Source organism: Roseivivax sp. (assembly GCF_054552075.1).
Window position 1 is genome coordinate 42,498 of record NZ_JBTOLZ010000012.1, and the last position, 18,294, is coordinate 60,791.

Here is an 18,294-nt window from a genome sequence, read left to right on the forward strand (position 1 = left end):
CGTGGTCTCGGGCCGGCAGCACCTGGCGTCGGGTTCTGGTCTTTCGGGTGAGGATGCGGTGCTTTCTCAGCCCTCAGCCCTCAGCCCTCAGCCCTCAGCCCTCAGCCCTCAGCCCTCAGCCCTCAGCCCCAGACCCAGACCCCTCCGCGCCGAGGGGCGGGCCGGTGAACTCCAGGTTGTAGCGCGCGGCGGTCGCGACGATCTGCTCCATGTCCTCGGGGATGCGCAGGCCCTGGTCGGCCATCTCGGGGAAGAAGTCCTCGAAGCCGCCGGGCGAGAGGATCACCAGGTGCCGCGAGGGCTGCTCGCCCACGACCCGGAAGGTATGCGAGGTGCCGCGCGGGACGAAGACCGTCTCTCCGGGGCCGCGCAGGAGGGTCTCGCCCGCGCTCCAGAACTCCGCCTCGCCGGTCAGCATCACGAAGGTCTCGTCGGCGTCGTGGTGGATGTGGCGCGGCGGGCCCGAACCGGGCTGGCCGATGCTGTCGAAGATCGCCATGGCCCCGCCCGTCGCCGCGCGCGGCAGGATGGTGCGATACTGGGTGCCCAGCCATTCGACGGTGCCGGGGCCGAGGATGTGGTCCTTCATGTCATCTCCTCCCTCAAGACGACCGCGACGGGACGGGCGCGCCCAGAGGCGCCCGCTGCCGGGGTCGGTGACGATGTGTGGAGGGCCGGGCGGTCCGCGCGCCGACCATGCGCGCAGGATACCCGAGTAAGTAGTATTTGTTAAATCGACTTCTCTTATACTAATAATTGATGCCATGAATTTCGCGAGCTTCGACCTGAACCTCCTGCGGGTGCTCGACGCCCTGCTCGAGACCGCCTCGACCACCGCGGCGGGGCGGCGGATCGGGCTCTCGCAGCCGGCGGTCTCGGCGGCGCTCTCGCGGCTGCGCCATGCGCTCGACGACCCGCTGTTCCTGCGGCAGGGGCGGCGGCTGGTGCCGACGGATTACGCCGAGGGGCTGCGCGCGCCGCTTCGGGCGCTGCTCGAGGAGACCGAGCGCCTGCTGATCCCGCCCGCGGGCTTCGACCCGGCGCGGGCTGAGGCGAGCTTCAAGATCTCGGGCAGCGACTTCTTCGCCGAGATGCTGATGCCCGAGCTCGCCGATCACATCGCTCGGCAGGCGCCCGGCGTGCAGGTGCAGCTCGTGGACCTGGTGCCGGAAAGCTATATCGACACCTTCGACCGCTATCAGGTCGACCTCGCGCTGATCCCCGAGATCGCCTTTCCCGACTGGATCGCGCATCAGCACCTCTTCCGGTCGGACTTCGTGACCATCGCGCGGCAGGGCCACGCACGGCTGGCGCGGGCGGGCATCGCGCCGGGGGAGGTGCTGCCGATCGACCTCTTCTGCGACCTGCCGCATGTGCTCTTCTCGCCCGAGGGCAACCTGCGGGCCATGGGCGACGCCGCCCTGGCCGAGGTCGGGCGCAGCCGGCGGGTGGCGATGACCATGCCGGTCTTCTCGGGGGTCTATACCGCCGTGGCGCGCTCCGAGATGATCGCGCTGATCCCGGCGCAGCTCGCCCGGCGGGTGGCGCCGCGCGTCGGGCTCGAGATCTACCGCCCGCCGATGCCCATCGCCCCGGCGCGGATCTCGATGATCTGGCACCGGCGGGCGACGCTCTCGCCGCCGCACCAATGGCTGCGCGACCAGATCGCGGGCCTGATGGCGCCGCTCGATCCGGGCGCGGCGCTTGGCCCCGGGGCAGGCGAGGGACCCCCTCCGGCCTGACCCGACGGCAAGCTCTTGCCGAGGGTGCTTTGAAACCGGCGCCAGCCGGTCTAGGTCGAGCGTCCCGAACCCTGACCGAGGAGAGCCGAGATGCCGGGCCCCTTCATCGTCGGATACGACGGCAGCCCCGCCGCGACGCGGGCGCTCGAGTTTGCCGTGACCCAGGCCGCCGCCGCGGGTCTCGGGATCGTGCTGGTGCATGTGCTGGAATGGTCGCCCTATTCCTTCCTCTCGCGCGAGGAGCTGGAAGAGCGCCACATGCGTCGCAAGGAAGAGCTGGCCCGCGCCGAGGCGGCGGTCCTGGCCCCGGCGATGGACCGGATGAAGGACCGCGGGGTCGCGATCACCCCGGTGATCCGCTACGGCCATTCCGCCGAGATCCTGAGCGACTGCTCCAGGGACGAGGCCGCGAGCCAGATCATCGTCGGGCGCGACGGCGCGGGCGGGCTCTCGGCGCGGATCTTCGGGTCCACCGCCGCCACGCTCGTGCAGATCGCCCCGGTGCCCTGCACCATCGTTCCCTGACCCCCGCGCGCCACTGGCGCCGCCGCTGACATCCCGAAGGAGCCAGGCCATGCCCCATCCCCTCCGAACCGCCGCCCTCGCCGCCGCGAGCCTTGCCCTGACCGCCGGGGCGGGACGGGCCCAGGGGCTCGACGCCAGCATCAACGCGGGCTTCGAGAACGCCACGGGATGGTATGTGAACCTGATCTTCGCCAACCTGCCGGGCACCGAGGTGCCCTGGATCGTCGGCTGGCTGGTGATCGCGGCGCTGGTCTTCTCGCTCTACTTCGGCTTCGTGCAGTTCCGCTGGGTCGGCCATGCGGTCCGCCTGGTGCGGGGCGATTACTCCGACCCCAACGACGCGGGCGAGGTCAGCCACTTCCAGGCGCTGGCGACGGCCCTTTCGGGCACGGTGGGCTTGGGCAATATCGCGGGCGTTGCGGTGGCTATCGGCATCGGCGGGCCGGGGGCGACCTTCTGGATGGTCCTGGCGGGCCTTCTGGGCATGGCCACGAAGTTCACCGAATGCACCCTCGGGGTGAAATACCGCAACGAATACCCCGACGGCCGGGTCTCGGGCGGGCCGATGTACTACCTGACCAAGGGCTTCGAGGAACGCGGGCTGCGCGGCGGCACGGCGCTGGCGGTGGGCTTTTCGATCTTCACGCTCCTGGGCGCCGTGGGCGGCGGCAACATGTTCCAGGTCAACCAGGCGCACCAGCAGATCGCCGGGGTGGTCGGCGACTACCCGGGCTGGATCACCGGGGTGATCTTCGCCGCGCTCGTGGGCGTGGTGATCATCGGCGGGCTGAAGTCCATCGCCCGGGTGACCGAGAAGGTCGTGCCCTTCATGGGCATCTTCTACGTCACCGCGGCGCTGGTCATCATCCTGGCCAATATCGACCAGGTCGGATCGGCCTTCGGGCAGATCATCGAGGGCGCCTTCACCGGCCTCGGCGTCGCCGGCGGCATGGTCGGCGCGCTGATCCAGGGCTTTCGCCGCGCCGCCTTCTCGAACGAGGCGGGCATCGGCTCGGCCGCCATCGCGCATTCCGCGGTGCGCACCAAGGAGCCGATCACCGAGGGCTTCGTGGCGCTGCTCGAACCCTTCATCGACACCGTGGTGATCTGCACCATGACCGCGCTGGTGATCATCATCTCGGGCCAGCTCGTCACCGACCCCGAGACCGGGCTCTTCCTGATCGAGGATGGCCAGATCGTCACCCAGACCGGGGCCGAGGGCGTGGCGCTGACCTCGGATGCCTTCGCGACCGCCTTCCCCTGGTTCCCGGTGCTCCTGGCCGTGGCGGTGGTGCTTTTTGCCTTCTCGACCATGCTGAGCTGGTCCTACTACGGGCTGAAGGCCTGGACCTTCCTCTTGGGCGAGGGCCAGGGCAAGGAGCTGGCCTTCAAGGCGATCTTCTGCCTCTTCGTGGTGATCGGCGCGGCCGCGAGCCTCGATCCGGTCATCGCCTTCTCGGATGCGGCGCTCTTCTCCATGGCGATCTTCAACGTCATCGGACTCTATTTCCTGATGCCGGTGGTGAAGCGCGAGCTGGCCCGCTACGCCGAGAAACTGCGCCGCGGGGAGATCCGCAAATACGGCTGACCCGGCCTTCCAACACCGCGCCACGCGCGATATGCCCGGGGCACTGTAACTCGTAGGGAGGACGCGATGCGCGTCGTGTTCATGGGCACGCCGGACTTCTCGGTGCCGGTGCTCGAGGCCCTGGCCGCCGCCGGCCACGAGATCGCGGCGGTCTATTGCCAGCCGCCCCGGCCCGCCGGACGCGGCCGCAAGGACCGCCCGAGCCCGGTGCAGGCCCGCGCCGAGGCGCTGGGCCTCGAGGTCCGCCACCCCGCCTCGCTGCGCAACCCAGAGGCGCAGGCCGAGTTTGCCGCGCTCAAGGCCGATGTGGCGGTCGTGGTGGCCTACGGGCTGATCCTGCCGCAGCCGGTGCTCGATGCGCCGGAGTTCGGCTGCCTGAACATCCATGCCTCGCTCCTGCCGCGCTGGCGCGGCGCCGCCCCGATCCAGCGCGCGATCCTCGCCGGGGACCGGATGACCGGCATCGCCATCATGCAGATGGAGGCCGGGCTCGACACCGGGCCGGTCTTGATGAGCGAGGCCACCGAGATCGCCTCGGAGGAGACCGCCGAGACCCTGCACGACCGGCTCTCCGAGATGGGCGCGCGGATGATCGTCGAGGCGCTCTCGCGGCTGCGCCAGCTCACCCCCGAGCCGCAGCCCGACGACGGGGTGATCTACGCCGAGAAGATCGACAAGGCCGAGGCCGAGATCGACTGGACCCGCCCGGCGGCGGCGGTGGACCGGCAGATCCGCGGGCTCTCGCCCTTCCCGGGCGCCTGGACCGAGGTCGAGGGCGCGCGGGTGAAGCTCCTGGGCAGCCGGGTGACCGAAGGCTCCGGCGCCCCCGGCGAGGTGCTCTCGGGCGGTTTCGTCGTCGCCTGCGGCAGCGGCGCGGTGGAGATCACCCGCGCCCAGAAGGCCGGCCGCGGCGCCCAAGAGGCCGAGGCCTTCCTGCGCGGCTTCGAGCTGCCTCGCGGGCTGCGCCTCGGGCGCGACTAGGGCTGTTTCCGTCCGGCCGGGCCATTGAGGCCCGCCCGGCCGGAGCGAGGGCGCTGCCCTCGCGCTCCCGGAGTATTTGAGGCCCGGTCAAGCCTGGGAGGGCGTGGTGCCTGTTGGGCGGGCGCGCTTTTGGTTGCTGGGCCTGGCGCGGGGGGGCGGGGACGGCGGCTTGCTCTTCGGGGGAAATCGCGCTTTGGTCGGGGCGGAATTCGAAAGGATGCGCCTTGGCGACTGCCCTCATCACCCATGACGCCGCGCGCGGCCATGTCACGCCCCAGGGCCACCCCGAGCGGGTGGCGCGGATCGAGCATCTTCTCGCGGCGCTGGCGGAGTTCGACCTTCTGCGCGTGCGCTCGCCCCTGGCCGAGGATGCCGAGATCGAGCGCTGCCACCCGCCGGCCTATATCGGCTCGCTCGAGTCCCATGTGCCGGCGCGGGGCTTCCATCCGATCGACGGCGACACCTATCTGACGCCCGGGGCGCTTGATGCCGCGCGGCGCGGGGTGGGCGGGGTCCTGAAGGCCGTCGAGATGGTCGTCGGCGGCGAGGTCGACAACGCCTTCTGCGCCATGCGCCCGCCCGGACATCACGCCGAACGCGCCACAGCCAAGGGCTTCTGCTTCTTCGGCAATGCTGCAATCGGGGCGAAATACGCGCTCGACGCGCTGGGGCTCGCGCGGGTCGCGGTGGTGGATTTCGACGTGCATCACGGCAACGGCACGCAGGATCTGCTCTGGCACGAGCGCCGGGCGCTGACCGTGACCTCGCACCAGTCGCCGCTCTGGCCCGGCAGCGGGGCGGCGCAGGAGACCGGCGCCCATGACAACGTGATGAACCTACCGCTGGCGCCCGGCACCGGCGGCGCGGAGATGCGCGCGCTCTACACCGACCGGGTCTTCCCGCGGCTCCGGCGCTTCCGGCCCGAACTGATCATTCTCTCGGCGGGCTTCGACGCCCATGCCCGCGACCCGCTGGCCAAACTCAACTGGCAGACCGAGGATTTCACCTGGCTGACCGAGCAGCTTTGCGCCGTCGCGGCCGAGGTCTGCGGCGGGCGCGTGGTCTCGACACTCGAGGGCGGGTATGATCTTCAGGCATTGAGCGAAAGCGGGGCCGCGCATGTCGCGGCGTTGATGGAGGCCGGCCGATGAGCGCAGAGGACAAACCCGTCGAGGAGATGAGCTTCGAGGAGGCCATGCGCGCCCTCGAGGAGGTCGTGGGCCAGCTCGAACGCGGGGATGTGGCGCTGGAGCAGTCGATCAAGCTCTACGAGCGCGGCGCGGCGCTGAAGAAGCGCTGCGAGGCCAAGCTCAAGGAAGCCGAGGAAAAGGTCGCGGCGATCACGCTCGACGCCGAGGGCCAGCCCAAGGGCACCCAGCCCGTCGAGGGGCTCTGACCGCCAGGATGTTCGACAGCGGCTTGAGCCAGGCGCAGGACCGCATCGCCGCGGGATTCGCGGATCTCTTCGCAACCGGCGGCGCCGCGCCGCTTGATGCCGGGATGCGCTACGCGACCCGGGGCGGAAAGCGGCTGCGCGGCTACCTCGTGCTCGAGGGGGCGCGGCTGCATGGCGTCGAGGCGGCGCTGAACCCGGCGCTGGCGATCGAGGCGGTGCATGCCTATTCGCTGGTCCATGACGACCTGCCCGCCATGGACGACGACGACCTGCGCCGCGGCCAGCCGACGCTGCATCGCAAGTGGGACGAGGCGACCGCGATCCTGGTGGGCGACGCGCTGCAGGCGCTGGGCTTCGAGCTCTGCCTGACCCCCGAGACCCATGCCGACCCCGCCGTGCGCGCCGACCTGGCGCTGAGCCTGGCGCGGGCGGCGGGCGCGGGCGGGATGGTGCGGGGCCAGGCGCTCGACATCGCCGCCGAAAGCGCCGGGACGTCCCTGAGCCTCGCCGAGATCACCGCGCTTCAGGCCGGCAAGACCGGGGCGCTGATCTCCTGGGCCGCCGAGGCGGGGCCGCGGCTTGCCGGCGCCGAGCCCGGGCCGATGCGCGCCTATGCCGCTGCCCTGGGGCTGGCCTTCCAGATCGCCGACGACATCCTCGACGTCGAGGGTGACGCCGCGGCCATGGGCAAGGCCGCCGGCAAGGACGCCGCCCGCGGCAAGGCGACCTTCGTGTCGCACCTGGGGCTGGACGGCGCGCGGGCGCGCGCCAGATCGCTCATCGAGGAGGCCGAGGCGGCGCTCACCCCCTATGGCGCCGAGGCGCGCGGCTTGATCGAGGCGGCGCGCTTCGTTATCGCCCGCAAGAGCTAGATCAGGGGCGCGCGCATCTGCCAGAGGCGCCCCTGGGCGGGCCTACCGCCCGACCCAGGGTCCGAGGCCCCGCAAGAGGAAGCTGAACCGAGATGTCCGACCGTCCGACCACCCCCTTGCTCGACCGGGTCACCACGCCCGCCGACCTGAAGTCGTTCACCGACGGCGAGCTGCGCCAGCTTGCCCAGGAGCTGCGCGCCGAGACCATCTCGGCGGTCTCCGAGACCGGCGGGCACCTCGGCGCGGGGCTTGGCGTGGTGGAGCTGACCGTGGCGCTGCACGCGATCTGGGACGCGCCGCGCGACAAGATCGTCTGGGACGTGAGCCACCAGAGCTATCCCCACAAGATCCTGACCGGACGCCGCGACCGGATCCGCACCCTGCGCCAGAAGGACGGGATCTCAGGCTTCACCAAGCGCTCGGAAAGCCCCTATGACCCCTTCGGCGCGGCGCATAGCTCGACCTCCATCTCGGCCTCGCTGGGCTTTGCCGTGGCGCGCGACCTCGGTGGCACCTCGGAGACCGGCCATGGCGATGCCATCGCGGTGATCGGCGACGGCGCCATGTCGGCGGGCATGGCCTACGAGGCGATGAACCACGCCGGCCACCTCGGCAAGCGGCTGATCGTGATCCTGAACGACAACGAGATGTCGATCGCCCCGCCGGTGGGGGCGATGTCCTCCTACCTGTCGCGGCTCTACGCCGAGGCGCCCTTCCATTCGCTGAAGGATGTCGCCAAGGGCGCGGTGAGCTTCCTGCCCGAACCCTTCCGCGAGGGGGCGCGGCGCGCCAAGGACATGATCAAGGGCATGGCCGTGGGTGGCACGCTCTTCGAGGCGCTGGGCTTTTCCTACATCGGGCCGATCGACGGCCACGACATGGAGAGCCTCCTGCCGGTTCTGCGCACCGTCAAGGCGCGGGCGCATGGGCCGATCCTCATCCATTGCATCACCCAGAAGGGCAAGGGCTACGCCCCCGCCGAGGGCCGCCCCGACCGCGGCCATGCCACCGCGAAGTTCGACGTGGGCTCGGGCGAGCAGAAGAAGGCGCCCTCGAACGCGCCGTCCTACACCAAGGTCTTCGGCGAGAGCCTGGTGCAGCTCGCCGAGGAGGACAGCCGGATCTGCGCGGTGACCGCCGCCATGCCCGACGGCACCGGGCTGAACCTCATGGCCGAGCGCTATCCCTCGCGCTGCTTCGACGTGGGCATTGCCGAGCAGCACGGGGTGACCTTCGCCGCCGGCCTCGCCGCCGGCGGCATGCGGCCCTTCGCGGCGATCTATTCGACCTTCCTGCAGCGCGGCTTCGACCAGGTGGTGCACGACGTGGCGATCCAGCGCCTGCCGGTGCGCTTCGCCATCGACCGCGCCGGGCTGGTGGGCGCCGATGGCGCCACCCACGCGGGCAGCTACGATGTGGCCTACCTGGCGAACCTGCCGGGCTTCACCGTCATGGCCGCCGCCGACGAGGCCGAGCTGCGCCACATGGTGGCCACCGCCGCGGCGCATGACGAGGGCCCCATCGCCTTCCGCTACCCGAGGGGCGAAGGCGCCGGCGTCGAGATGCCCGAGCGCGGCGCGCCGCTGGAGATCGGCCGCGGCCGGATGATCCGCGAGGGTGCCCGGGTGGCGCTTCTGTCCTACGGGGCACGGCTCAAGGAGGTGGTCGAGGCCGCCGAGGCGCTCGAGGCGCGGGGCATCACGCCGACCGTCGCCGATGCGCGTTTCGCCAAGCCGCTCGACCGGGAGCTGATCCTGGGGCTGGCGCAAGACCACGAGGCGCTGATCACCATCGAGGAAGGCGCCGTGGGCGGCTTCGGCAGTCACGTGGCGCAGCTCCTCGCCGAGGAGGGCGTCTTCGACAAGGGTCTGAAGTTCCGCAGCATGGTGCTGCCGGATGTCTTCATCGACCAGGCCAGCCCGCGCGACATGTACGCGGTGGCGGGGCTGAACGCCGAGGACATCGAGGCCAAGGTGCTCGACGTCCTGGGCGTCGCCCGGATCGAGAAGCGCGCCTGAGCCCCGGCGGCGGGGGCCGCTGGGTTTTTTTTGATTGGACGGTTTGTTGGGCGGTCCCCGCGCCTTGGCGGCGCGGGGGCAGGTCTGGCCCTTTGCGCCTTGGCAGGCGCAGCGGGCGGGTCCGGGCCGCCTCTGGCACCCCGGACCGGGGGGCGCTGCCCCCTCAGCGGGCCTGTGGCCCGCATTCACCCCCGAGGTATTTTTGCCACGCTGAAGCTGTGGGGGGTGGTGCGTGTTGGGGTGTGGGCGCTTCGGAGCCTGGCGTGGGTGGGCCCGGCGCGCGGGGCGCGCCGGGGGCTTGGGATCACATGTGGATCGGGCCGTCGCCGCAGGCGAGGGCGGCTTCGCGGACGGCCTCGCTGTAGGTTGGATGCGCGTGGCAGGTCAGGGCCAGGTCCTCGGCGGCGGCGCCGAACTCCATGGCGACGCAGATCTCGTGGATCAGGTCGCCCGCCATCGGGCCGATGATATGGGCGCCGAGGATGCGGTCGGTCTTCTTGTCCGCGAGGATCTTCACGAAACCGTCGGCGGCGAAGTTCGCCTTGGCGCGGCCGTTGCCCATGAAGGAGAACTTGCCGACCTTGTAGTCGCGGCCGGCCTCTTTCAGCTGCTCCTCGGTCTCGCCCACGGCGGCGACCTCGGGGTGGGTGTAGATCACGCTGGGGATCACCCCGTAGTTCACATGGCCCGCCTTGCCGGCGATGACCTCGGCGGCGGCCATGCCCTCGTCCTCGGCCTTGTGCGCGAGCATCGGGCCCTCGGTGGCGTCGCCGATGGCGTAGATGCCCTCGACGGAGGTCTGCCAGTGGCCGTCGGTCTTCACGAAGCCGCGGTCGGTCACCTCGACGCCGAGCTCCTTCAGGCCCAGCCCCTCGGTCACCGGCTTGCGGCCGGTGGCGACCAGCACGACATCGGCGTCGAGCACCTCTTCGCTGTCGTCCTTCTTCAGGCTGTAGGTGACCTTGGCCTTGGTCTTCAGCGCCTCCACGCCCTGCACCGCGGCGCCGAGGATGAACTTCAGCCCCTGCTTCTGCAGCAGCTTCTGGAACTGCTTGGAAACCTCGCCGTCCATCGTGGGGGTGATCTTGTCGAGATATTCGACCACCGTCACCTCGGTGCCGAGCCGGGCGTAGACCGAGCCCATCTCGAGGCCGATGACGCCGGCGCCGATCACCACCATCTTCTTCGGCACCTTGGAGAGCGAGAGCGCGCCGGTGGAGGAGACCACCGTCTTCTCGTCGATCTCCACGCCGGGCAGGGTGGCGACATCCGAGCCGGTGGCCAGGATGATGTGCTTGGCCTCATGGGTCTCGTCGCCGACCTTCACGCGGCCCTTCTCGGGGATCGAACCCCAGCCCTTGAGCCAGTCGATCTTGTTCTTCTTGAAGAGGAACTCGATGCCCTTGGTGTTGGTCTCGATGGTCTCGGACTTGTAGCTCTGCATCTGCTCCCAGTCGACCGAGGGGCTTTTTCCCTTGAGGCCCATCTTGGCGAAGTTGTGCTCGGCCTCGTGCAGCTGGTGGGTGGCGTGCAGCAGCGCCTTGGAGGGGATGCAGCCGACGTTGAGGCAGGTGCCGCCCAGGGTCTCGCGGCCCTCGACGCAGGCGGTCTTGAGGCCGAGCTGCGCGGCGCGGATGGCGGCGACATAGCCGCCGGGGCCGGAGCCGATCACGATGACGTCGTAAGAAGCCATGATGGGTGTCCTTTCTGTTGTCGGTCCGGGCGGCGCGGGGGCGGGGCGGGCCGTCAGACCTACCGGGCGCTCCGCGCCTCCCGGGGGGAAGTTAGGTCAAGAAGAAGCTCATAGCAGCGCCAGGATCAACAGCCCGACGGTCGCGAGCCAGCCCAGCATCCAGATCAGCGAGCGCCAGGGGCGCAGGCCGAAGTAATAGGCCGGCACGTAGAGGATGCGCGCCAGGAGGTAGAGCGCCGCGCAGAGCGTGGTCGCCGCCCCGCTCTTGTCGGCATAGGTGATCACCAGGACGGCGATCGAGAAGAGGATCAGCCCTTCGAAGTGGTTGTCGAGGGCGCGGCCCAGCCGGGCGGTGCGGGCGCTCATCTCGCGCGAGGGCGGGCGGTCGCGGGCCGACATCGTGTAGCCCGGGCCGATCTCGCGGTTGGCGGGCACGGCGTAGAGCACGAACTGCAGGCATTGCAGCAGCGCCGCGAGGATCAGGATGGTCAGTTCGGGGGTCATGCGGCCCTCCGGGGGCAGGCTTGGGCCAGCGCGCCGGCGATGGCGCGGGCCTTGGTCTCGATGTCCCGGCCACGGGCCGAGGGATGGGGCAGGGCGGTATGCGGCACGCGGGCCGTGGCGCAGGCCTCGGCGGCGGCGCGGCCCAAGGCGAGGGTCGGGCGGCCCGCAATCTCGTGCCGGGTGATCCGCGCGAAGCTGTCGTTCACCAGCCGCTGCGGCACCGCGCCCGAGCGCGTCGCAGGCAGGGCGTGGAAGGCATGGGTCAGATAGACCTCGGCGCGGGTCAGCCCGGCCAGGGCCAGCGCCCGGTCGAGCACCCGGTTGAAGAGCATCTCGGGCAAATATCCCTCGCGTGCCAGCCGGTCGCGATGCGCCCTGGCGGTCGGCGCATCGAGGAAGTTGTAGGACACCAGGACCGGCCCCGAGGCTGATCCGCAGGACAGCTGGTAGGGCGAGACCAGCGGCAGATCGAGGCCGATTTCATCCAAAGTGGTGAAACCCGCGGGCCGGAAGGCCCGGCGGGCGGCCAGGGCCGCGGCGCGGCCGGATATGCCCGGCGCGGCGCTCATGGCCGCCGTGCCCGCCCGGGGGCGGGAGCGCACCGGTCTTCCCCGGCGGGCGCGGGGTGCGCCGCCGGAGAAGGCTCAACCGGGCTGGCCGGACCGCCGGGCATCGCCGATCACAGATCCATCAGCATGCGGCGGGGATCCTCGAGCGCCTCTTTCACGCGCACCAGGAAGGTCACCGCGCCCTTGCCGTCGACGATGCGGTGATCGTAGCTCAGCGCCAGGTACATCATCGGGCGGATCTTGATCTCGCCGCCGATCACCATGGGCCGTTCCTGGATCTTGTGCATGCCGAGGATGCCCGACTGCGGGGGGTTCAGGATCGGCGAGGACATCAGCGAGCCGTAGACGCCGCCGTTGGAGATCGTGAAGGTGCCGCCCTGCATCTCGCCCATGGAGAGCTTACCGTCGCGGGCGCGCTTGCCCTTGTCGGCGATGTCGCCCTCGATCTGGGCGAAGCTCTTGCTGTCGGCGTCGCGGATCACCGGCACAACGAGACCCTGGGGTGTGCCGGTGGCGATGCCCATGTGCACGAAGTTCTTGTAGATAATCTCGGTGCCGTCGATCTCGGCGTTGACCTCGGGGACCTCCTTCAGCGCATGGGCGCAGGCCTTGGTGAAGAAGGACATGAAGCCGAGCCGCACGCCGTGCTTCTTCTCGAAGAGATCCTTGTACTCCGAGCGCAGCGCCATGACCTCGGTCATGTCCACCTCGTTGTAGGTAGTCAGCATGGCCGCGTTGTTCTGCGCGTCCTTCAGGCGGCGCGCGATGGTCTGGCGCAGGCGGGTCATCTTGACCCGTTCCTCGCGGGCCTCGTCCTCGGCGGAGACCGGGGCGCGGGGCGCCTTCGAGGCCTGGGCCTCGGTCGCGGGGGCGGATTTGGTCGCGGCGATGGCGGCATCGACATCGGCCTTCATCACCCGGCCGTCGCGGCCCGAGCCGGTGACCTGGTCGCGGCTCACGCCCTTCTCGGCCATGGCCTTCTTGGCCGAGGGCGCATCCTCCACGTCGGCGCGGCCCTGGCCGGCCTCGGGGGTGGAATACTGGGTGTCGCCCTTGGGCGCGGCGGGCTCGTCGCCGCCATGGGCGGTGCCGGCGGTGGGCTTGGCCTCGGACTGGCCGGCGCCCGCGCCCTTGGTGATCACCGCGAGGTGGCCGTTGGCCTCGACAGTGGTGCCTTCCTCGGCGCTGATCTCGGCGAGCGTGCCGGCGGCGGGGGCGGGCACCTCGACCGAGACCTTGTCGGTCTCGAGCTCGCAGAGCGTCTCGTCGGCGGCGACGCTGTCGCCGACCTTCTTGAACCAGGTCGAGACGGTCGCCTCGGAGACCGACTCGCCCAGCGTCGGGACCATCACGTCGACCCGTTCGCCGTCGCCGTCGCCGTCCTCGGCTTTGGGCGCGGCATCGCCGGCGCCCTGGGCGGGCTTGGCCTCGGCCTCCTTTGCGCTGCCGCCCTTGTCGGACTTGGCGGATGCGTCACCCGCGCCCGCGCCTTCCTCGATATTGGCGAGAAGCGCGTCGACGCCCACGGTCGCGCCTTCCTCGGCGACGATCTCGGAGAGCGTGCCGGCGGCCGGCGAGGGCACCTCGACGGTGACCTTGTCGGTCTCGAGCTCGCAGAGCATCTCGTCGGCCTCGACGCGATCGCCGGGCTTCTTGAACCAGGTGGAAATGGTCGCCTCGGAGACGGATTCGCCCAGGGTGGGCACTCGGACTTCGGTGGTCATCTCACTCACTTTCCTTCGATCGTCAGCGCTTCGTCCACGAGCGCCTGTTGTTGTGCCTTATGCGCGCTGGCAAGCCCGGTCGCCGGCGAGGCCGAGGTCGGCCGGCCGATGTAGCGCGGGCGCGGGTAATCGGCGCCGATGCGGCCCAGGACCCATTCGATGTTGGGCTCGATGAAGGACCAGGCGCCCTGGTTCTTGGGCTCTTCCTGGCACCAGATCACCTCGGCCTGCTTGAAGCGTTCCAGCTCGTTCACCGCCGAGACCGCCGGGAAAGGATAGAACTGCTCGATCCGCATCAGGTAGATGTCGTCGATACCGCGGGCGTCGCGTTCCTCGAGCAGGTCGTAATAGACCTTGCCCGAGCACAGGACGACGCGCTTGATCTCGCTGTCGGGCTTCAGCTCGGTCTCCGAGAGCCCCGCCTCGGCGTCGTCCCAGAGGACGCGGTGGAACGACGAGCCGGTGACGAACATCTTCTCGTCCGAGACGCAGAGCTTGTGCCGCAGGAGCGACTTCGGCGTCATCAGGATCAGCGGCTTGCGGAACGACCGGTGCAGCTGGCGCCGCAGGATGTGGAAGTAGTTCGCCGGGGTCGAGCAGTTCGCCACGATCCAGTTGTCCTGGCCGCACATCTGCAGGAAGCGCTCGAGCCGCGCCGAGGAGTGTTCCGGCCCCTGGCCCTCGTAGCCATGCGGCAGGAGGCAGACGAGGCCCGACATCCGCAGCCACTTCGATTCCCCCGAAGAGACGAACTGGTCGAACATGATCTGCCCGCCGTTGGCGAAATCGCCGAACTGCGCCTCCCAGAGGGTCAGCGCGTTGGGCTCGGCCAGCGAGTAGCCGTATTCGAAGCCCAGGACCGCGTATTCCGACAGCGCGCTGTCGATCACCTCGATCCGGGCCTGGCCGTCGCGGATGTGGTTCAGCGGGTAGTAGCGTTCCTCGGTCTCCTGGTCGATCAGGGCCGAATGGCGCTGCGAGAAGGTGCCGCGGGTCGAATCCTGGCCCGAGAGGCGGACCGGGTAGCCCTCGGTCAGGAGCGAGCCGAAGGCCAGCGCCTCGGCGGTCGCCCAGTCGAAGCCCTTGCCGGTCTCGAACATCTTCTTGCGGCCGTCGAGCAGGCGCCCGACGGTCTTGTGCAGCGGGAAGCCGTCCGGCGGGCTGGTCATCGCCCGGCCCACGGCCTCCATGGTCTCTTTCTTGATCGAGGTCTTGCCGCGCTGGTATTTGCCCTGCTTCTGCTTGTCGAGATGCGACCAGCGCCCGTCCAGCCAGTCGGCCTTGTTGGGCTTGTAGGTCTTGCCGGCCTCGAACTCCTCGTTGAGGTGGGACTGGAAGGCGGCCTTCATGTCCTCGATCTCGCCCTCGGGGATGAGCCCGTCCTTGACCAGCCGCTCGGTATAGAGCGTCAGCGTCGTCTTGTGCCCCTTGATCTGCTTGTACATCAGGGGGTTGGTGAACATCGGCTCGTCGCCTTCGTTATGCCCGAAGCGGCGATAGCAGAAGATGTCGATCACCACGTCCTTGCCGAACTTCTGGCGGAACTCGGTGGCGACCTTGGCGGCATGCACCACTGCCTCGGGGTCGTCGCCGTTGACGTGGAAGATCGGCGCCTCGACCACCAGCGCGTTGTCGGTCGGATAGGGCGAGGAGCGCGAGAAATGCGGCGCGGTGGTGAAGCCGATCTGGTTGTTCACCACGATATGCACGGTGCCGCCGGTGCGGTGGCCGCGCAGGCCCGAAAGGGCGAAACATTCCGCCACGACGCCCTGGCCCGCGAAGGCCGCGTCGCCGTGCAGGAGCACCGGCAGGACCTTGGTGCGGGTCGGGTCCTTGAGCTGGTCCTGCTTGGCGCGGACCTTGCCCAGGACCACCGGGTTCACCGCCTCGAGGTGGCTGGGGTTGGCGGTCAGCGAAAGGTGCACCTCGTTGCCGTCGAACTCGCGGTCCGAGGAGGCGCCGAGGTGGTATTTCACGTCGCCCGAGCCGTCCACGTCGTCGGGCTTGAAGCTGCCGCCCTGGAACTCGTTGAAGATCGCCCGGTAGGGTTTGCTCATCACGTTGGCCAGGACCGAGAGCCGTCCACGGTGCGGCATGCCGATCACCACTTCCTGCAGCCCCAGCGCGCCGCCGCGCTTCACGATCTGCTCCATCGCCGGGATCAGGCTTTCGCCGCCGTCGAGGCCGAAGCGCTTGGTGCCCATGTATTTGACGTGCAGGAACTTCTCGAAGCCCTCGGCCTCGACCATCTTGTTGAGGATGGCCTTCCGGCCCTCGCGGGTGAACTTCACCTCCTTGCCGTAGCCCTCGATCCGCTCCTTGAGCCAGGCCGACTGCTCGGGGTCGGAGATATGCATGTATTGCAGCGCGAAGGTGCCGCAGTAGGTGCGCTTCAGCACGCTGATGATCTCGCGCAGCGAGGCGATGTCGAGGCCCAGCACCTTGTCGATGAAGATCGGCCGGTCGAGGTCGGCATCGGTGAACCCGTAGGAGCGGTAATCGAGCTCGGGGTGCTCCTCGTCGATGTTGCGCATGCCCAGCGGGTCGAGCTGCGCGGCCAGGTGGCCGCGGATGCGGTAGGCGCGGATGATCATCAGCGCCCGGATCGAGTCGAGCACCGCGCGCTGCACGTCGTCATCGGTCAGCTCGACCTTGGCGTCCTCGGCGCGCGACTTGATCTTGTCGGCGGCGCCCTTGGCCTCGGCGGGCATCATCGGCATCGGCCATTCGCCGGTCAGCGCGGCGGTCAGCTCGTCCTGCGGCTGCGGCGGCCAGCCGGGTTTCGCCCAGGAGGGGCCCGCGGCCTCGCGCTTCACCTCTTTCTCGTCGTCGCCCAGGCTCTCGAAGAAGCGCTGCCAGGCCTCGTCGACCGCATTGGGGTCGTTGGCGTAGCGGGCATACATCTGTTCGAGGTATTCCGCGTTGTGCCCCTGCATGAAGCTCGAGGCGTGGAACTGATCGTTGGGGCTCTGGTCGGTCATTGTGTCACCTCACGAGGCTGGGGACCGTATGTGTGCGCGCCGGGGGCCGCCGGCAACGGGGAAACGAGGGTGGAACCGGAGGCGCCGGGCGGCGCGGCGCCGCTCTGGGCCGGGCCTCGGGCCGGGTCCGGGGCGCGTCGGGCGCCCGCGCGGGATGTCGCGGCGGTCAGCATGGGCGAGGGGTCCTTCCCGGGTTTGCCGTCTTGAAGCCTCCGGAGCGGGGTCCGCCTTGCGGGCGCCGGTCGGGAGGCTCTTGCGGGTGCGCCGCCCCGGGACCGGGCCCGGGACGGTGCGAAGATCATGCGGGCCTCAGCCCTTGTCGATCGCGGCCAGGACCGCCTCGCCGAGCGTGGCGGGGCTGTCGGCGACCACGATCCCGGCGGAGTTCATCGCCTCGATCTTGTCCTCGGCGCCGCCCTTGCCGCCGGCGACGATCGCGCCCGCGTGGCCCATGCGGCGGCCCGGAGGCGCGGTGCGCCCGGCGATGAAGCCCGCGGTGGGCTTCCAGCGGCCTTTCTTCTTCTCGTCGGCGAGGAACTGCGCGGCATCCTCTTCGGCCGAGCCGCCGATCTCGCCGATCATGATGATGGCCTCGGTCTCGGGATCGTCGAGGAACCATTCCAGCACGTCGAGGTGCTCGGTGCCCTTGATCGGGTCGCCGCCGATGCCGACGCAGGTCGACTGGCCGAGGCCGACGTCGGTGGTCTGCTTCACGGCCTCATAGGTCAGCGTGCCCGAGCGCGAGACTACGCCGACCTTGCCGCGCTTGTGGATGTGGCCGGGCATGATGCCGATCTTGCAGGCGTCGGGGGTGATGACACCGGGGCAGTTCGGGCCGATCAGCTTCGACTTCGAGCCTTCCAGCGCGCGCTTGACCTTCATCATGTCGGCGACCGGGATGCCCTCGGTGATGCAGACGATCAGCTCCATCTCGGCGTCGATCGCCTCGAGGATCGAATCCGCGGCGAAGGGCGGCGGCACGTAGATCACCGACGCATTGGCCTCGGTGGCGTGCCGGGCCTCGTGCACGGAGTTGAAGACCGGCAGATCGAGATGGGTCTGCCCGCCTTTGCCCGGCGTCACGCCGCCGACCATCTTGGTGCCGTAGGCGATGGCTTGTTCCGAATGGAAGGTGCCCTGCGAGCCGGTCAGGCCCTGGCAGATCACCTTGGTGTTTTCGTCTACGAGAACGGCCATTTGAGTTCCTTCGTCCCTCTGGCGGGCCCTGTCCGGCCCGCCGGTGTTTCAGTCAGTATTCGGCCTGGTCGTCGTCCACCAGCTCGTCGAGGGCGCGGACGGCGATGGTCGCGCCTCCCATCAGGATGAGCGTGCGGCCGAGCGACCCGGTCAGATTGGATGGAATGAAACGCGCGATACCGTCGCGCGCCACGCGGGCCGCGTCGCGGCCGGATCTCGCCTTGCGCGCCTCGGGCGCGCCGCCGGGTTCCGGCAGGCGAAGGGGCGCGGGGTCGCTGCGCCGCAGCGCGAGCCCGCATCCCACCAGGGCCAGGCCCAGGAGGAACGGCGTGTAGCTCGGCGCGGAGCGCGGCAGGCTGGGCAGATCGGGGGTCTTGGACGGGAAGAGGCGCGACATGGCAAGGCTCCTTGGCAGGCGGTGGACCGGCGCGGCGCGCGGCACGCGCAGGCGGTGCAGAACCGTCGGGACCGGGGCGCGGGGCGCCCCGAGGTTCGAGGGACGAA

General features: G+C 69.9%; 16 protein-coding genes. 8 read left to right on the plus strand and 8 right to left on the minus strand.

The features are described from left to right. Window positions 1-115: 115 nt before the first annotated feature. Window positions 116-589 (minus strand): cupin domain-containing protein, encoded by a 474-nt coding sequence (locus ACX938_RS10765; protein WP_459431050.1) that lies wholly within the window; start codon window positions 587-589, stop codon window positions 116-118. A gap of 175 nt (window positions 590-764) precedes the next feature. Here ACX938_RS10765 and ACX938_RS10770 point away from each other — a divergent pair, with 175 nt between their 5' ends. The 8 genes from ACX938_RS10770 to dxs all read left to right on the plus strand — a co-directional run bounded on the left by ACX938_RS10770 (window position 765) and on the right by dxs (window position 9,122). Further along, entirely contained in the window at window positions 765-1,742 is a 978-nt protein-coding gene (locus ACX938_RS10770) for a LysR family transcriptional regulator (protein WP_459431051.1), read from the plus strand. A 90-nt stretch (window positions 1,743-1,832) separates the two neighbouring features. Then, window positions 1,833-2,267, plus strand: coding sequence for a universal stress protein (locus tag ACX938_RS10775; RefSeq protein ID WP_459431052.1), 435 nt, complete (start codon window positions 1,833-1,835; stop codon window positions 2,265-2,267). 49 nt (window positions 2,268-2,316) lie between these two features. Continuing rightward, on the plus strand, window positions 2,317-3,855 hold the full coding sequence (locus tag ACX938_RS10780; RefSeq protein WP_459431053.1) for an alanine/glycine:cation symporter family protein: 1,539 nt from the start codon (window positions 2,317-2,319) through the stop codon (window positions 3,853-3,855). Window positions 3,856-3,921: 66 nt separating this feature from the next. After that, window positions 3,922-4,836 (plus strand): methionyl-tRNA formyltransferase, encoded by a 915-nt coding sequence (gene fmt / locus ACX938_RS10785; protein WP_459431054.1) that lies wholly within the window; start codon window positions 3,922-3,924, stop codon window positions 4,834-4,836. Between the two features lie 224 nt (window positions 4,837-5,060). Beyond that, entirely contained in the window at window positions 5,061-5,987 is a 927-nt protein-coding gene (locus ACX938_RS10790; RefSeq protein WP_459431055.1) for a histone deacetylase family protein, read from the plus strand. Next, a complete protein-coding gene (locus ACX938_RS10795; protein WP_232753725.1) occupies window positions 5,984-6,232 on the plus strand; it encodes an exodeoxyribonuclease VII small subunit in 249 nt (82 codons plus the stop codon). The genes ACX938_RS10790 and ACX938_RS10795 overlap by 4 nt, the downstream gene beginning before the upstream one ends. An 8-nt stretch (window positions 6,233-6,240) precedes the next feature. Continuing rightward, window positions 6,241-7,104 (plus strand): polyprenyl synthetase family protein, encoded by an 864-nt coding sequence (locus tag ACX938_RS10800; RefSeq protein WP_459431056.1) that lies wholly within the window; start codon window positions 6,241-6,243, stop codon window positions 7,102-7,104. 92 nt (window positions 7,105-7,196) lie between these two features. After that, window positions 7,197-9,122: a 1-deoxy-D-xylulose-5-phosphate synthase gene (gene dxs, locus ACX938_RS10805; protein ID WP_459431057.1), complete on the plus strand. Its 1,926-nt coding sequence runs from the start codon at window positions 7,197-7,199 to the stop codon at window positions 9,120-9,122. A gap of 304 nt (window positions 9,123-9,426) precedes the next feature. On the opposite strand, the gene lpdA is transcribed toward dxs, so the two are convergent. From lpdA to ACX938_RS10840, 7 genes are all read right to left on the minus strand, one after another. After that, window positions 9,427-10,815, minus strand: a complete 1,389-nt coding sequence (gene lpdA, locus ACX938_RS10810) for a dihydrolipoyl dehydrogenase (RefSeq protein WP_459431058.1) — start codon at window positions 10,813-10,815, stop codon at window positions 9,427-9,429. Window positions 10,816-10,923: 108 nt separating this feature from the next. Beyond that, window positions 10,924-11,319, minus strand: coding sequence for an MAPEG family protein (locus tag ACX938_RS10815; protein ID WP_232753729.1), 396 nt, complete (start codon window positions 11,317-11,319; stop codon window positions 10,924-10,926). Next, entirely contained in the window at window positions 11,316-11,888 is a 573-nt protein-coding gene (locus tag ACX938_RS10820) for a hypothetical protein (protein ID WP_459431059.1), read from the minus strand. Before ACX938_RS10820 ends, ACX938_RS10815 begins: the two co-directional genes overlap by 4 nt. 110 nt (window positions 11,889-11,998) lie before the next feature. After that, window positions 11,999-13,612: a 2-oxoglutarate dehydrogenase complex dihydrolipoyllysine-residue succinyltransferase gene (odhB, locus tag ACX938_RS10825; RefSeq protein ID WP_459431060.1), complete on the minus strand. Its 1,614-nt coding sequence runs from the start codon at window positions 13,610-13,612 to the stop codon at window positions 11,999-12,001. 5 nt (window positions 13,613-13,617) lie between these two features. Beyond that, entirely contained in the window at window positions 13,618-16,593 is a 2,976-nt protein-coding gene (locus tag ACX938_RS10830) for a 2-oxoglutarate dehydrogenase E1 component (protein ID WP_459431061.1), read from the minus strand. 309 nt (window positions 16,594-16,902) lie between these two features. Continuing rightward, window positions 16,903-17,790, minus strand: coding sequence for a succinate--CoA ligase subunit alpha (gene sucD / locus ACX938_RS10835; RefSeq protein ID WP_232753733.1), 888 nt, complete (start codon window positions 17,788-17,790; stop codon window positions 16,903-16,905). 52 nt (window positions 17,791-17,842) lie between these two features. Next, the gene (locus ACX938_RS10840) at window positions 17,843-18,187 is read right to left on the minus strand and encodes a hypothetical protein (protein WP_232753734.1); all 345 of its coding nucleotides are present in this window, start codon (window positions 18,185-18,187) and stop codon (window positions 17,843-17,845) included. Between the last annotated feature and the right edge of the window lie 107 nt (window positions 18,188-18,294).

Coding starts and splice junctions, on each gene's coding strand:
- lpdA (WP_459431058.1), bottom strand. CDS start 10,815: ATGGCTTCTTACGACGTCATCGTGATCGGCTCCGGCCCCGGCGGCTAT.
- fmt (WP_459431054.1), top strand. CDS start 3,922: ATGCGCGTCGTGTTCATGGGCACGCCGGACTTCTCGGTGCCGGTGCTC.
- ACX938_RS10800 (WP_459431056.1), top strand. CDS start 6,241: ATGTTCGACAGCGGCTTGAGCCAGGCGCAGGACCGCATCGCCGCGGGA.
- ACX938_RS10830 (WP_459431061.1), bottom strand. CDS start 16,593: ATGACCGACCAGAGCCCCAACGATCAGTTCCACGCCTCGAGCTTCATG.
- ACX938_RS10820 (WP_459431059.1), bottom strand. CDS start 11,888: ATGAGCGCCGCGCCGGGCATATCCGGCCGCGCCGCGGCCCTGGCCGCC.
- ACX938_RS10770 (WP_459431051.1), top strand. CDS start 765: ATGAATTTCGCGAGCTTCGACCTGAACCTCCTGCGGGTGCTCGACGCC.
- odhB (WP_459431060.1), bottom strand. CDS start 13,612: ATGACCACCGAAGTCCGAGTGCCCACCCTGGGCGAATCCGTCTCCGAG.
- ACX938_RS10780 (WP_459431053.1), top strand. CDS start 2,317: ATGCCCCATCCCCTCCGAACCGCCGCCCTCGCCGCCGCGAGCCTTGCC.
- ACX938_RS10795 (WP_232753725.1), top strand. CDS start 5,984: ATGAGCGCAGAGGACAAACCCGTCGAGGAGATGAGCTTCGAGGAGGCC.
- ACX938_RS10815 (WP_232753729.1), bottom strand. CDS start 11,319: ATGACCCCCGAACTGACCATCCTGATCCTCGCGGCGCTGCTGCAATGC.
- dxs (WP_459431057.1), top strand. CDS start 7,197: ATGTCCGACCGTCCGACCACCCCCTTGCTCGACCGGGTCACCACGCCC.
- ACX938_RS10765 (WP_459431050.1), bottom strand. CDS start 589: ATGAAGGACCACATCCTCGGCCCCGGCACCGTCGAATGGCTGGGCACC.
- ACX938_RS10775 (WP_459431052.1), top strand. CDS start 1,833: ATGCCGGGCCCCTTCATCGTCGGATACGACGGCAGCCCCGCCGCGACG.
- sucD (WP_232753733.1), bottom strand. CDS start 17,790: ATGGCCGTTCTCGTAGACGAAAACACCAAGGTGATCTGCCAGGGCCTG.
- ACX938_RS10840 (WP_232753734.1), bottom strand. CDS start 18,187: ATGTCGCGCCTCTTCCCGTCCAAGACCCCCGATCTGCCCAGCCTGCCG.